This is a genomic window from Amycolatopsis sp. NBC_00438 (genome assembly GCF_036026695.1).
Classification (GTDB): domain Bacteria; phylum Actinomycetota; class Actinomycetes; order Mycobacteriales; family Pseudonocardiaceae; genus Amycolatopsis.
In genome coordinates this window covers 7,913,632-7,927,220 of sequence record NZ_CP107923.1, presented here as the reverse complement: position 1 = coordinate 7,927,220, position 13,589 = coordinate 7,913,632, and the positions used below count along the sequence as shown (strand labels likewise).

Genomic DNA, 13,589 nt, shown 5'->3' with positions numbered 1-13,589 from the left:
CCACGCATCGCGGCGCCAGAGCCGTGTTCGATTCCGATTCTTCCCCGGAAGGACTTCCGTTGTCCTTATTTCGTCGTGCCCTGACGACGGCCGCAGCCGTCGCCGGGCTCGCTCTCCTCGGCCCCGTCTCCCTCGCCTCCGCGCAGCTCGCGACACCTCTCGCGGTCGGCGACAAGAACTGCTCGGACTTCCAGTACCAGGAAGACGCGCAGGCCGTCTACGACCAGGACCCGTCCGACCCCAACGGCCTGGACGGGAAGGACAACGACGGCAAGGCCTGTGAAGACCTGCCGCACCGCCCGGTGCAGAACACCTCCAAGCCCGCGCCCACTTCGGCGCAGCCGCAGCCGTCGACCTCGACGCACACCACCCCGAAGTCGACGACCACCAAGAAGGCCACCACAGGTGGCCAGGTCAAGGTCAAGCCGGTCGGCGGCGTGGCCACCGGCGGCGGTGAGCCCGACGAAGACACCCCCGGGTTCCTCCTGCTCAGCGGCGCGCTGCTGGCCGCGGCGACGTCCGGCGGGATGGTGCTCTACCTGCGCCGGCGCACGAGTTGAGGCGGCCGCACCCACCGCTGTGGCCGGCGATCGCGGCGGTCGCCGCCGCGCTCGGCGTGGTCGTGGTCGTGGCACTCGTCCTGGCCTTCTCGGCACCGGCGTCGGATCAGGTCGCGCCGCCGCCGTCGCCGCCCTACACGAGCGCCGCGGGGGGCGCCGGTACCACGGCCACCCCGCCCCACGGCGGGCTCCCGGCGGCGAAACCGGCGTCGCTGAGCATCCCGGCGATCGGCGTGCGCGCCGGGTCGATCGCCGACCTCGGGCTCACGCCCGGCGGTGAGCTGCAGGTCCCGCCCGACGCGACGACCGTCGGGTGGTTCACCGGCGCGCCGTCGCCCGGCGAGGTCGGGCCGGCGGTGCTGGCCGCGCACGTCGACTACAAGCACGTGCCCGGTGCGTTCAGCAAGCTCAAGGACCTGCGCTCCGGCGAGCAGGTGCGGGTGGGCCGCACCGATGGCCGGACGGCGGTCTTCACCGTCTACCGCGTCGGCCGCTACGCCAAGGCCGACTTCCCCACGGACGAGGTCTACGGCGACACGACCGGGCCCGAGCTGCGGCTCATCACCTGCGGCGGCGCGTTCGACCACTCGAGCGGGAACTACCTCGACAACGTCGTGGCCTTCGCGAACCTCACCGCTGTCGAGGCTTAGGCCAGGTCGATCCGCGCCAGCTCCAGCCGGCGGTAGGCGCGGTCGTGCAGCGACCAGACGTCGAGGACGTCGTCGTCCAGCTCCGGGTACGCGACGACCAGCCGCGCGGGTTCGGCGCCGTCCGCGCGGTAGACGACGTCCACCGGGACGCCGGCTTCCAGCTGCCAGCAGAGTTGTTGCTGCTTCGGCGTGAGCCGCCCCGCGTAGCGGTCGCTCATCGCCCGCGCGAGCTGCCCGCGCTGCAGGTTCGGGCCGCTAACCGGGGCCGCCAGCAGCCGGTCCGCGTGGGCCAGCGGGTCGGGTTTCCGGTCGGCGGCCTCGGGATCGCGGATGGCGACCTTCGGCTCGGCCTGCTCCCGGGCGGGCAGCACGATGCTCCCGTCGGCGGCGTGGTGCGTCGGCGCGTAACCGGCTTCGCGCAACGCCTCGAGCGTGCCGGACGCGTCCACTGTGGACGTCAAGACGGTCGGGGCCACCGCACGCAGGCCGAGTTTCGCCAGCTTGCGGTGCGCGGCGATCTCGGCGAGCACCGGCGGTTCGCCGACGACGACGCTCGCGACGTCGAGCACCCGCGCCTCACCGTGGCGCCGCGCGACGTCGTTGATCAAGTACACCAACGGTTGCGGCAGCTCGCCGGACGCGATCGCGCCCAGCTCGTCGAGCAGGTCGGCGGCGGTGGCGCCCTGGTCGAAGGCCCGCCGGACGGTCGACGGCGAGAACCGCCAGCTGGTCGCCGTGCCCTGGGTCTCGCGATCGGCGGCGCGGTCCAGTCGCGCGGCGAGGCGGGCGTCGGGGGAGCCGGGGACGATCGCGGTCAGGTCGGTGCCGAACAACGCCGTCGTGCGGGCGTGGGCCACGAGCGCTTCGGTGACTTCCACGAGCTTGCCCGGGTCGAGCAGTGCGCGCCCGGCCTGGGTGACGGCGCCGTGCGCGACGGCGCCGAGCAGCTCACCCTCGGCGAGCACGGCCTGGACGTGCCCGGCGAAGTCCTCGGTCGGCAGCATCGGCGCGTGCCACTCGGCGAGCCGCGTCAGCGCGCCGGCGTCGGTGATCCCGCGGCCGGGGTCGAGGCGCGCCAGCAGCCGGACGACCAGCCGCCGCACCTGCGCGCCGACGTCCGTGCCGTCCACCGGCGAGGCGGAGTCCCACCAGGTCGTCAACAGCAGGCGGTGGAGCAGCGCCGGGGCGGGCCGGAGGACGTCGGGGTCCGGTTCGAGCGTCGGCGGTGGCGTCTTCTGGCCCCGCCGCGGCGGGTTGGGCTCCTCGGCCAGCAGCAGCCCGGTCTGCACGGCGAGGTCGATGGCCAGCTCGATCTCCTCGGGGGTGCCGCGGACCTCCTTGGCCACCTTCTTGATCAGCCTCGACCCGATCGTGCCGACCTTGAGCAGCGGAAACGGCTCGGCGGTCGCGAGTTCGAGCACGGCCGAGACGCGGTCGAGCAGCCGTAACGCGGCGGCCGACGACGCGGCTTCGGCCGACTCGGCCCCGATGTCGACGACGGGGCACCCGGGTTCGTTCGGCGTGAACGGCAGGTGGTGGTCCGGGCCGCGCAGGGCCAGCGACACCTCGACGGGCATGGCGGCGCTGCCGTAATACGTCCCGAACAGGAAGCCGCGTTCGAACGCCCAGGCTTCCGGAGTACCCGGCAGCGGCGTCGCGGCGTTGACCTCGGGAACGCCCTCGGCCATGTCCCGCAACAGTTTTTGCACGGGCTCGGGCGCGGTGCCGGCCAGTTCGCGCAGGCCCTCGGCGTCGCGGAAGAACCCGACGAGACCCTGCAGCAGATCGGTTCGCCGCACGTCGTCCGGCAGCCCGACGGCCCGCGACAGCCGCGCGAGCCGCGTCGTGCCGAGCTCGCCGAGCAGGTCCGCGGCGGGGTGGCCGAGGCCGTTCGCGCGGAAGTCCGTCCTGCGCAGCAGCTCCGGCAGCGTGACGCCGCCGGGCTCGCGCCAGGCCAGCGCGCGCTCCGCGAGTTCGTCCACAAAGGACTCGACGACGCCGGGCCCGGTGCCGAGCAGCCGGGCGGCTTCGGCGACCGGCGCCGGCCACGTCCCCAGCGCGTAACAGAGTTGCAAGGCCCGCACGACCTGCGCGTGCGGCGTCGGCAACCCGAGCAGGGCCTCGTTCACGGACGCGGCCGTGGCCAGCCGCGCCGCGACGACGTCCAGCCGTCGCGGCCACGGCTCCCCGAGCACGTCCGGCCGGTGGGCCAGCACGGTCGCGAGGCGCTGCCGGTCGAGCCCCGCGAGCCGGCCGAGCAATCCGTCGGCGGTGGTCATCGGCCCAGGCTAGCCATCACCGGATGGTGTCGTCCGTCAGGGCCGAATGGGTGGATTGATCGTTTGGGTGTGACAAGCGAGTCGCGGTAAACGATCTCTCACCGGAACCCGGGAGGAGAGCGATGACCGCACTCGATGCAATCCGATCGAGTGAGTTCCGCCGGATGCGATCTTCTGGAAGACTGGAGGGCTCGTCGCAGAACGGCGGGCCCTTGCGTGCCGGTCACGTCAGGTCAACCAAACCGTTCTGCCGAGGGGGAACAGCGGCATGACCGCACAACTGGACACCGGGCGGCTCGACGTCGTCGCCGCGAAGGCCGTTGAATGGCGGCGCAACCTCATCGACCTCAGCTTTCGCAATACCCTGCTCTACTTCAAGAGCACCAAGCTGGGCAGCCTCGAGCTGACCGACGCCGACCCGGCCGCGCTGACAGAGCTGACGACTCGCTCCAAGGTGCGGCTGAGCAAACTGGTGCCCGCGCCCGAGAAACTCAAGGACGCCTGCAGCCGAGCCCGCAGCCTCGGCAAACGCATCCAGCTCTTCGAAGAGGAGCAGGGCCTTGACGTCGGCCGGATCGCGTTCGGCTTGGTGCGCACCACACCCGGGCAGCGGCAAGGCGCAGTTCCGGTGCCCGCCTTGCGGGCGCCCCTCTTGCTGCGGCCGGTCACCATCAAGGCCAGGACGACCTCCGAGAGCGACTACACGCTCGAACTCACGGACGAGCCGGAACTCAACCCGGTGCTGCTCCACGCCCTCAACGAGCAGTACGGCGTCGACGTCGAGGGGCTTGCGGACCGGGTCGGCGAGGTGATCGACACCGCCGCGGACCACACGACCCAGATGGAGGCCGCGCACGCCCGGCTGGCCGAGGTCGCCGCGGCTCAGGGGATCCAGCTCCAGCTGGAGAAGGCCGTCGTGCTCGGCACCTTCAACTACGAGAAGCTCCCGATGGTCGAAGATCTGGCGAGCGCGACCGAGCTGCTGGCATCGCACGACCTGGTCGCGGCCATGGCCGGGTTCGTACCGGCCGGCGAGTCACTGGTCGCGGAGGGTGGGTTCCGGCCGCCGCCCGTGGACTCCCTGCCGCCGGCTGACGAGTTCCTGGTCCAAGACGCGGATTCGTCGCAGCACCGGGCGATCATGACGGCCTTGTCGGGCCGGCACGTCTTCATCGAAGGACCGCCCGGCACGGGGAAGAGCCAGACGATCGCGAACATCATCGCCGGGGCCGCGGCCACCGGGAAGAAGGTGCTGTTCGTCGCCGAGAAGCGGGCGGCGATCGAGGCGGTCCTCAACCGGCTGGCGGCCGTCGGGCTCGACGGCCTGATGTTCGACCTGCACCAGCAGAAGATCAGCAAGCGGGAAGTAGCGCAGCAGCTTGCGCTCAGCCTGGACCAGCTGTCGAGGGAGCCGCCGGTCGACGTCACGGCGTTGCACAACCGGCTGTCCGGCGCCCGGCAGCGGTTGCTCGACCACTCTCGTGAACTCCACACGCGGCGGCAGCCGTGGGACCTGAGCGCGTACGACGTCCGGCAGCGGCTGCTCGACCTGCCGCCGGGCCCGGATGTCCGGGGCGCCTTTCGCGGCAACCAGTTGCGAGCGTTGGACGCCGCGGTCGTCGCCCGGCTCGAACAGGACATCAAGGATTTTGTCGACCAGGGCGGCTTGCGGATCTTGCGACGTGAGACGCCGTGGTGCAACACGCAGGTCCGCACCGAAAACGAAGCCGAAGCGGTGCTGGTCCAGCTTGATCAGGTGGCGAACCAGACGTTGAAGCGGAGCCAGACCGGAATGCAGCGGCTGGTCGCGCAGGTCGGGTTGCGACAGCCCCAGGACTTCTCCGGCTGGGATCAGGTGCTCAGCTTGCTCGACGGCATCACCCAGAGTGTCGGCGTCTTCGGTCCGACGATCTTCGGGACCCAGCTCGACGACTTCGCGCAGGCGACCGGGGATCGGGCCACGCGTGCGCGCTACCAGCGCCGGCTGTCGTGGGGACAGCGACGAGCGCTGGTGAAACAACTCCGGTCGATCACCAGGACCGGCTTGACGAAGAAGCCCGCGCTCTACGCGGCGTTGACGACGGTGCTCGGGCAGCGGCAGCACTGGCGGGAACTAGGCGGTCCGGATGTGGTGCCCGCCGAGATCATCGGCCTGGACCAGGTCACCCGGGACTTCGCGCAGCTGCGTAACCAGCTCGCGGCTGTGGCCGTGTCCGCGCAGTGGCCGGATTTGGCCGCCGGACCCGCGCCCGAGGTCGAACAGAAGCTCGCGGCGCTGGAGAGCGACCGGAACATGTTGTTCAAGATGCCGGGGCTGAACGTGCTGCTTGACCGGCTCCGGCGGCTGGGCCTCGACCAGCTGCTCAACGACATCGCGGCCCGCAACCTCGGTTCCGACGAAGCCTGGCGCGCCTTCGAACGCATCTGGCTCTCGTCGATCGAGGACGACTTCAAGCTGCGGGTGCCGGAACTCGGGCAGTTCGTCGCGGACCGGCAGAGCCGGGCCGCGGCCGACTTCCGGGCCGCTGATCGAGAGCACTTCGCGACTGCGGCCCGGCGAGTGCGCCGGCAGGTGGCCAAGCACGCTCGCGAAGCCCAGGACACCTATCGAGACCAGGCTCAGATCCTCAAGAAGCAGGCGAGCCTGAAGACAAGGCACATGCCGACCCGCAAGCTCGTCGAGAAGACGTCGGACGTGCTGCTCTCGCTCCGGCCGTGCTGGGCCATGTCGCCATTGGTGGTGAGCCGGATGTTACCGGCCGAGCGGCTGTTCGACCTGGTGATCTTCGACGAAGCGAGCCAGATCCGCCCACACGACGCGATCACGTCGATCATGCGCGGCGAGCACCTCGTGGTCGCCGGAGACGAGAAGCAGCTGCCGCCGTCCAGCTTCTTCGACCGGGCCATCACCGTCGACGACGAGGACGACGACAACGACGAAGGCGATCTCTCGGACTACGAATCCGTGCTGACGGCCCTTCGGCCGATCATGCCGTCGCAGGAGATGCTTCGGTGGCACTACCGCAGTGCCGACGAGCGTCTGATCGCGTTCTCCAACAAAGAGATCTACCGCAACGGCCTGGTCACTTTTCCCGGCGCAGAGCAGGAAACGCCGGTCACGCTCGTCACGGTGAACGGGGAGGCGTCACCCGGGCAGAGCGGTTCGGCTCCGGCGGAAGTCGAGCGCGTGGTTGAGCTGATCATGGAGCACGCTCGGACCAGGCGAGGCGAAAGCCTCGGCGTCATCACCCCCGGCATCAAGCATCAGGCGCGCATCGAGCAAGGGCTGATGCGCGCTCGCCGAGACAACCCGGACCTCGAGGAGTTCTTTTCCGACGACGAAAAGGAGCTGGGCCGCCGGTTCTTCGTCAAGAACCTGGAAAGCGTCCAGGGTGACGAGCGGGACGCGATCATCCTCAGTGTCGGTGTCGCGCGCACTGCGTCGGGCAAGATCAACAAGACGGGGTTCGGTTTCCTCAACCGGAAGGGCAGCGAGCGCCGGGTCAACGTCGCGGTGACGCGCGCGAAGCGCCGGATGACGGTGGTGGCGTCGTTCACCCACCACGACATCGAGCCGTCCACCGAGATCACCGGCACCGAACTGCTCCGGCGCTATCTCGATTTCGCCACCCACCTGAATGCCGACCAGGTTGGAAGGCCGGCGGACCTGCCGCTGAACGGGTTCGAACGGTCGATCCTCGACGCGCTGGTGGGCCGGGGTGTTCCCGTCCACCCGCAGTGGGGCTTCTCCGAATACCGGATCGACTTCGCGTTGGAGCATCGCGATCAGCCTGGGCGGATGGTCCTGGCTGTCGAGGCTGACGGACACCGCTACCACCAGTCTCACAGCGCCCGGGATCGGGATCGGCTCCGCCAGGCCCACCTGGAAAACCTCGGCTGGCGCTTCCACCGTGTCTGGTCTTCAGCCTGGTTCGCGGACCCGGAGAAAGAAGCCGACAACATCGTCATGGCCTGGCACCAGGCGATGGCCGAGGCCGACGCCGCACCGCAATCGCCTGTGGAACCCATTTCCCCGCCGCGCGCCGAACCGCCACCGCCCGCGGTCCGCGGACCGCGTCCGCGCATCCCCTCGGGGCTGCCGATCCAGGAATACAGCGAGCGGCAGCTCATCGAGATCTGCCGCTGGCTCATGAGCGACGGCTTGCTGCTCGACGCCGAGGAGCGACTGGGACAGGCCGTGGCCGAGCTGGGTTTCCGGCGTCGTGGCCAGCGCATCGTCGAGCGGCTGAGCCGCGCGATCGAGATCGCGCAACATCTCGCGGACAAAGAGGAGAACTGAATGTTCCCGTTGGACTCCCGGACGGTCGGCCGGCTGGCCGAGGTCATCGTCGACATGGGTGGCGCGTACGAGCGGAAGGGCTACCAGCTGGAGGAGCTACTCCGGCACGCCGGCTGGGCGGACCCGCCCGAGTACGACGGCTCCCCGCGAGTGCCGTGGTTACGAGATCAGCTCACGGAGCGCGCCGACAGCCATGCCGAGGTCGAACGCCTGCTCTGCCGGGTGTGTGATCCGATCGAATACGACGACGGTGCGGCGACCGCGGACGACTTCCGTGCGGTGGTCAACGAGAAGCTGGCTCCGGAAGGCCTGGTGGTTACGTTGATCGGTGGCCGGCCGGTGATCGGCGAACTCACCGCGGAGGGCGAGCAGCCGAGGTACTCGGTTCCGCCCGAGATCCGGAAACGCCTCGGTTCATTGATCACCGACACGGGCGCGGTCGACATGCTGACGCGACGGGTGGAGGAAACCCAGGCCTGCGAGGCCGGCGGCGCTTACACGATGGCGATCATCGGCATCGGCAGTTTTGTCGAAGGCCTGCTGCTCACCGTGCTGACCGAACGCGACAACGACATCAGGGCCAACGGATTCGTCAATCCGCGACAGCAGAGCCAGCGGATCAAAGCCGATCGGGCGACGCTGGAGATGCTCATCGACATCACGCACGCGAAGGACTGGATTCAGCTCGACGCGAAGAAGTTCGCGCACAACGTCCGCGATTTCCGGAACTTCATCCATCCCCGAAAGGAAATGTCGGAGCAGCCTCGGTTCGACGCGGACAGCGTGATGCTGTGCTGGGCGCCGGTGCACGCCATCCTGAACGATCTGGAGCAGAACCTGCAGCCGATCGGGTCGTGAGCACGGCGAAGGCCTGGTCGCGGTTCGCGGCCAGGCCTTCGATCGACCGGGTTACGTCTCGCAGGCCACGCCGTCGTGGTCACGGTCCAGTTCGGCCCGGTAGCCCGGCTGCCCGATGTGCAGCGGCGCCGCGTGCGCGGCCTTCGCGGCCGCGCAGTTCTTGTAGTACACACCACTGCTGGTATCCGGTTCGGGAGCCGGAGGCGGCTCCTCGGTGGTCGTCCGGGCCGGTGGCGGCTTCGGCGCTGCCTTGGTGCTCGGCGCCGGGGGCATCGTGGTCGGCTGTTGCGGTGCCGGGGGCGCCGGAAGACTCGCGGACCCGTTGCACGGTGGTCCCCAGAAACCCTTGGCAGCCTGTCGTGCAGCGGTTTCAGCGCCGGACGCGGCGGCTGTCGCGGACTTGAGATAGCCATTCTGAAGCGCCAGCGTCGCGTAGTCCTGGCCGTCGGCCAGTGCCACCGCGACTCCCTCCGCCGTCTCCGCGCCGAGGTGGATCACCGTGCCGGTGAGCTTCGTGCCCGCCCACGCCAGGGTTTCCGCGCCGAAGCAGTCCGTACTAGCTCCAGTCGTGACGACGCCGAGCACGTGCACGGTCTTGCGCGTGCCGTCGCTCCCGAGCGCTTCGAACGTAGCGGCATCCGACACGGTCGCCACGGTGTACGTCACCGCGACCGGTGCCGGGGAGGCGCTGGTGGCCGGCGCGGCCGACGTCGTCGCCGCGGGCGCCGCGGTCGTGTCCTGCTGGGGTGCTTTCCCGAAAATCGCGCCGAGGACGAACAAGACCCCGAAAACCGCCAAGGTGATCGTAAGCCATTTCGGGAATCGCTTTTTCGGGCGCGGGTGACCCGGATCGGATGGGTGCATGCGAAGTTGTCCTCGTTCCTCGACGCGACGTGCCGATCCTGGGTTCGTGAAAACTCTGGACGACGTTACGCCTCAGCACGTAACGGACCATCATCTGTTACCCGGCGGAATCTTGCTGTCACGATTTGGTCACGAACAACAGTTCTTGGTCGAAAAGCTGTCACGGCTCCGTGTCGCGAAGCGATCTGTCAGCGTGATCGAATCTCTCCCGTTGTCGGCCGCCGGAGGCCATTCAGCGCACGGTATCGACTTCACCGCGGTGGAAATCCGCGCTACGGGGTTGAAGCCGGGGCGCGTCGTCGAGCTCGCGGCCGTGCGGGTTCGATCGGACGGTGCCGTCATCGGTGAATTCACGACCTTGGTCAACCCCGGACGCGGAATCTCGCCGGGCTCGGAGCTCGTCCACGGTGTCACGCGGGAAGAACTCGATGAGTCGCCGCCGTTCGGCGCGGTGCTGGGCCCGTTGCTGGACCTGTGCGCCGGCAGCGTCATCGCCGCGCACAACTTGCCCTTAGTCGGCGGCTTCCTGAACAGCGAAGTGGCTCGCCTCGGCATCCGGTTGCCGGCGCTTCCCGCGGTCGGCACGGTGGCTGCGGCGCAGAACGTCGCCCGCTTGCCCAACTACCGGCTTGCGACCGTGGCGCACGCTTTCGGTGTGCCCGGCCAACTCGGGCAGGCGGCGCTGATCGACGCGCGGATGGTCGCGCGTCTGGTGACGACGCTCTTCGGCCGGCACGGGTTCACCTTCGCGGTCGCGCCGGCATTCCCGCCCGTGCCGCGGTACGGGACCGCAGGGAAGCTGCACCCTCGTGTTGCGCGGCCGGAGGCCGAGCAGGGGTGGATGGCCGACGTCGTCGAGCGCGTCGCCATGGGGCCGGTCGGCGAGGATCCTGCGCTCGGTTACGCGTACCTCGACCTGCTCGCCGGAGTTGTCGCCGATGCGCACCTGACGCATGACGAGGTCTGGGCCCTGGCCTCGCTAGCCACCGAGGCCGGGCTTCCCGAAGCGCAGGTCCGCTCCACTCACGAGCAGTTCGTGCTGGCACTCCGGGCCGTCGCCGAGGGTGACGGGGTGGTGACTACCACGGAGGCCCGTGAGCTGCAGCAGGTGGCGACCGCGCTCGGCGTGGCCGAAATTGTCGGTGACTTGCGTCCGGCCGGCGATGGCAAGCCCACGAGAGTGCTCGTGCTCGGCAGCACGGCGGCGGCGGACCGCATCCGCGCCCGCGTCCTGGATGAAGGTGCGCAGCTTGCCAAGAAGCTGACCGCGACGGTGACCCATCTGGTTCGCGACGACACGGTGCCGGATCACGAACCGAGGCTGGCGCGTGCTGTCGAACTGGGCGCTGTGGTGCTCGGCGTCCGCGAAGCTCCGGGTGTTCTCGGGTTCGAGGCCGCGCCGGTCGAGCCGGCGCCAGCGCCGCGTACCGCCGTTGTCGCGCCCGCACCCTCGCCCGTGTCGCCCAAACCCGTCGCGCCCCGTCCTCCGGAGCCCCGGCCGACGCAGTTCACGCCCCGTCCGGTCATGCCTCCGGTGCCGGAACCCGTCGCGGCAGCGCCTGCCCGGACCGGAAAGGTGATCGGTGGGCGGGTTCTGATGGGCGTCGGGCTGCTGCTGATGTTCAGCGTGGTCCTCGCGATGTTCGGCGGGACCCCGTTGGCCGCCGGGATCTTCGTTGCGATCTTCGGCGTCGGGGCCCTGCTCGGCGGCTGGTGGCTGGCGGCACCGGAAACTCGGTAGCCTCGCCTCGGTCCGGTGCCGAAACTGATCAGTTGAACGGGCCGTCCGGGATCGGGAAGTCGACGATCGCGCAGCGGTACGCCGAGGTGCGGCCGGGGGTGCTGAACCTCGATACCGATCGGGTCGTCTGCCTGATCGGCGGGTGGCGGGGAGACCTCTTCTAGACCTTCAAGGCCGCGCAGGTGCTCGCCGTCGCCATGGCGGAGGCGCGCCTGCGGACGGGCACGACGTCGTCATGCCGCAGATCGCTACGCGGGTTAGGGACATCGAGGCCTTCGAGGCCGCCGCTGTGCGGGCCGGGGCCGAGTACCGCGAAATCCTGCTGACCGCAGAAAAGCCCGTCGCCCTGGAGCGGTTCGCCGCGCGGGTGGCGAGTGGGACGAACAGCGGCGTCGACGACGTCGTCCAGGGTCGAGGTGGGACCGCCGTCGTGGCGCGGATCTACGACCAGCTCGCCGCCTACCTGCCACAGCGGCCCGGCTGTGTCGTCATGTGGACCGACGGGTGCGCTCCCCACCAGACCTACGACGAGGTCGTCGTAGGTCTGGACGGGATGGGGTTCACCGGTCCCATGGCGGCGATTCCGGAACTGGCCCTGCGGCAGATCGAACGGTGGTGTGCTCAGCGGGTGCCCGAGCGGGTCCTGGACCAGACTCGGGTCGAGTGCCGGACGCGGGGGCGGACGGTCACCATCCTGGAGTGCCGCGCGCCGTGGCGGCCGCAGGCCGGGCCGGAGTGGACCGAACAGAAGATCGCTCAGCCGCGGCTCGACGAGCACGGGATCTGGTCGGTGAAGTGGGCCGATCACAACGGCAAGTGGCTCGCCTACCCGGACGCGCCGGTCGCCATCCCCACGGGATCTTCCGGGGTCAGCTCGGCGAGGGCGGCGGGAAGCGCAGCTCGTTGCGGTCGATCTTCGCGTGCGCCGCCGCGGGCAGGTCGACGCCCAGGCGGTCCGCCAGTTGCAGCAGGTAGAGCGTGACGTCGGCGATCTCGTCCAGGACGTTCTTCGCCAGCTCGGGGTCCGAGCGCCACGCGTCGGATTCCTCCGGTGTCAGCCACTGGAACAGCGAGGTCAGCTCGCCGACCTCGCCGGACAACGCCATCGCCAGGTTCTTCGGGGTGTGGTACGGCTCCCAGGAGCGCGCGGCCGCGAAGTCGCGGAGCCGCTGGGTCACGTCGTCGAAGGTCACGGGGCCGATTGTCCTCGGCGGTCACGGACCGCTAACGGCCGTATGGCGGACTGGCGTTGACCGGTGAATCTCTCACTCAATAGGTTGACCACCGTCGGGATGGTTGCGGGGCCAGGTGCTGGGAAAGGAACGTACTTGAAGTACCTGCGATCCGTGCGCGGCCGCATGCTGGGCATCGCGTTCATCCCCGGGTCCGCGCTCGTCGTCGTCGCGCTGGTGATCGCGGCTTTTCTGGTCCAGCAAGCGGTTCGGACGCGCGACCAGGCCATGGACACCGCCGCTGCGGCGGACCGGACGGCGCGCGCGGTCGTCTCGTTGCAGGCCCAGCGCGGGGCGGCGATGGCCGCGCCCGACCACCGGTCGTCGGCGTACGCGATTTTCACCCAGCGGATCGACGACGCGATCGCCGGACTCCGCGACTACGCGCGCCGCGCGCCCGACGCCGAATCCGGGTACCAGCAGACGACCGCGATCGAGCTGCTTTCCGTGGCGGAAGGCATGTACCGCGCGGACGCCCTCGCGCTGGCGGGCCTCGACAGCGTGACGCGGCGGTCGTTCGTCACCGCCGTCGCCGCTTACCGGGCCGAGCTGGCGCAGGTTTCCGGGCAGCTCACCGAGACCGGCCGGGAGGTCTACGAGGCCGTCACCCGCAGCGCCGATTGGAGCCGGCTCGCCGCCGCCGAAGACGCGCTCGGCGCCGCCGAACCCTTGCCCATCCCCGAATCCGCGTGGCGCAGCGCCGCCTACGCCGTCTCCAAGCAGCTCGGCGAGCTCTACAGCCGGCAGAGCCAGTACGCCGTGCAGCTGACCCTCGACGACGGCCGCCGCACCCTCGCCGGCGCGCTCGCGGCGGGCACCGGGATCCTGCTCTTCGCCGTCCTCCTGCTGGTGGTCGTCCGGCGGCTGGTGGCGCGCGTGCCGGTGCCGGTCGTGCCGATCATGGTGCCCACGATGCACCCGGCGGCCCACACGGTCATCCCGCGGCCCCGCCACGCTCGGTCACTATCGGCGCGGGTGCCGGAGCCGTGGCCGAGGAAAGCCGTGCTCGAAGACCTGCGACACCGATGAAGCGCTCACCGAACGTGAAGTACTACTCCGAAAAGAGCACGCGGTTGGCCCACACGCCACCTCGCCGTGGTCGGGC

General features: G+C 70.0%; 12 protein-coding genes. 9 read left to right on the top strand and 3 right to left on the bottom strand.

The window, feature by feature from the left end; translation table 11 throughout:
* Window positions 1-59: 59 nt before the first annotated feature.
* Both OG494_RS36125 and OG494_RS36120 read left to right on the top strand, forming a co-directional pair.
* The gene (locus OG494_RS36125; RefSeq protein ID WP_328446428.1) at window positions 60-560 is read left to right on the top strand and encodes a calcium-binding protein; all 501 of its coding nucleotides are present in this window, start codon (window positions 60-62) and stop codon (window positions 558-560) included.
* Window positions 557-1,210 carry a class F sortase gene (locus OG494_RS36120; protein WP_328446426.1) on the top strand — a complete coding sequence of 218 codons (654 nt, stop codon included), beginning with the start codon at window positions 557-559 and terminating at the stop codon, window positions 1,208-1,210. The genes OG494_RS36125 and OG494_RS36120 overlap by 4 nt, the downstream gene beginning before the upstream one ends.
* Here the strand turns inward: OG494_RS36120 and OG494_RS36115 are convergent.
* Window positions 1,207-3,489: a helicase-associated domain-containing protein gene (locus tag OG494_RS36115; RefSeq protein ID WP_328446424.1), complete on the bottom strand. Its 2,283-nt coding sequence runs from the start codon at window positions 3,487-3,489 to the stop codon at window positions 1,207-1,209. The two genes, OG494_RS36120 and OG494_RS36115, sit on opposite strands and share 4 nt — an antisense overlap.
* 268 nt (window positions 3,490-3,757) lie before the next feature.
* Between OG494_RS36115 and OG494_RS36110 the strand changes: the two genes are divergently transcribed.
* Both OG494_RS36110 and OG494_RS36105 read left to right on the top strand, forming a co-directional pair.
* Complete coding sequence (locus OG494_RS36110; RefSeq protein ID WP_328446422.1) at window positions 3,758-7,789, top strand: AAA domain-containing protein; 4,032 nt, start codon at window positions 3,758-3,760, stop codon at window positions 7,787-7,789.
* A gap of 54 nt (window positions 7,790-7,843) precedes the next feature.
* Window positions 7,844-8,647: a hypothetical protein gene (locus OG494_RS36105; protein ID WP_328446420.1), complete on the top strand. Its 804-nt coding sequence runs from the start codon at window positions 7,844-7,846 to the stop codon at window positions 8,645-8,647.
* A 51-nt stretch (window positions 8,648-8,698) separates the two neighbouring features.
* On the opposite strand, the gene OG494_RS36100 is transcribed toward OG494_RS36105, so the two are convergent.
* Complete coding sequence (locus OG494_RS36100; protein ID WP_328446418.1) at window positions 8,699-9,292, bottom strand: excalibur calcium-binding domain-containing protein; 594 nt, start codon at window positions 9,290-9,292, stop codon at window positions 8,699-8,701.
* 10 nt (window positions 9,293-9,302) lie between these two features.
* Here OG494_RS36100 and OG494_RS36095 point away from each other — a divergent pair, with 10 nt between their 5' ends.
* From OG494_RS36095 to OG494_RS48490, 4 genes are all read left to right on the top strand, one after another.
* Entirely contained in the window at window positions 9,303-9,491 is a 189-nt protein-coding gene (locus OG494_RS36095) for a hypothetical protein (RefSeq protein ID WP_328446417.1), read from the top strand.
* Window positions 9,492-9,557: 66 nt separating this feature from the next.
* Window positions 9,558-11,252, top strand: coding sequence for a 3'-5' exonuclease (locus tag OG494_RS36090; protein WP_328446415.1), 1,695 nt, complete (start codon window positions 9,558-9,560; stop codon window positions 11,250-11,252).
* A 32-nt stretch (window positions 11,253-11,284) separates the two neighbouring features.
* The gene (locus OG494_RS36085; protein ID WP_328446413.1) at window positions 11,285-11,416 is read left to right on the top strand and encodes a hypothetical protein; all 132 of its coding nucleotides are present in this window, start codon (window positions 11,285-11,287) and stop codon (window positions 11,414-11,416) included.
* Between the two features lie 71 nt (window positions 11,417-11,487).
* Window positions 11,488-12,234, top strand: a complete 747-nt coding sequence (locus OG494_RS48490; protein ID WP_442874327.1) for a DUF3024 domain-containing protein — start codon at window positions 11,488-11,490, stop codon at window positions 12,232-12,234.
* Here the strand turns inward: OG494_RS48490 and OG494_RS36070 are convergent.
* A complete protein-coding gene (locus OG494_RS36070; protein ID WP_328446412.1) occupies window positions 12,122-12,445 on the bottom strand; it encodes a nucleotide pyrophosphohydrolase in 324 nt (107 codons plus the stop codon). The two genes, OG494_RS48490 and OG494_RS36070, sit on opposite strands and share 113 nt — an antisense overlap.
* A gap of 135 nt (window positions 12,446-12,580) precedes the next feature.
* Between OG494_RS36070 and OG494_RS36065 the strand changes: the two genes are divergently transcribed.
* Window positions 12,581-13,513, top strand: a complete 933-nt coding sequence (locus OG494_RS36065) for a nitrate- and nitrite sensing domain-containing protein (protein WP_328446410.1) — start codon at window positions 12,581-12,583, stop codon at window positions 13,511-13,513.
* The last annotated feature ends 76 nt before the right edge of the window (window positions 13,514-13,589 follow it).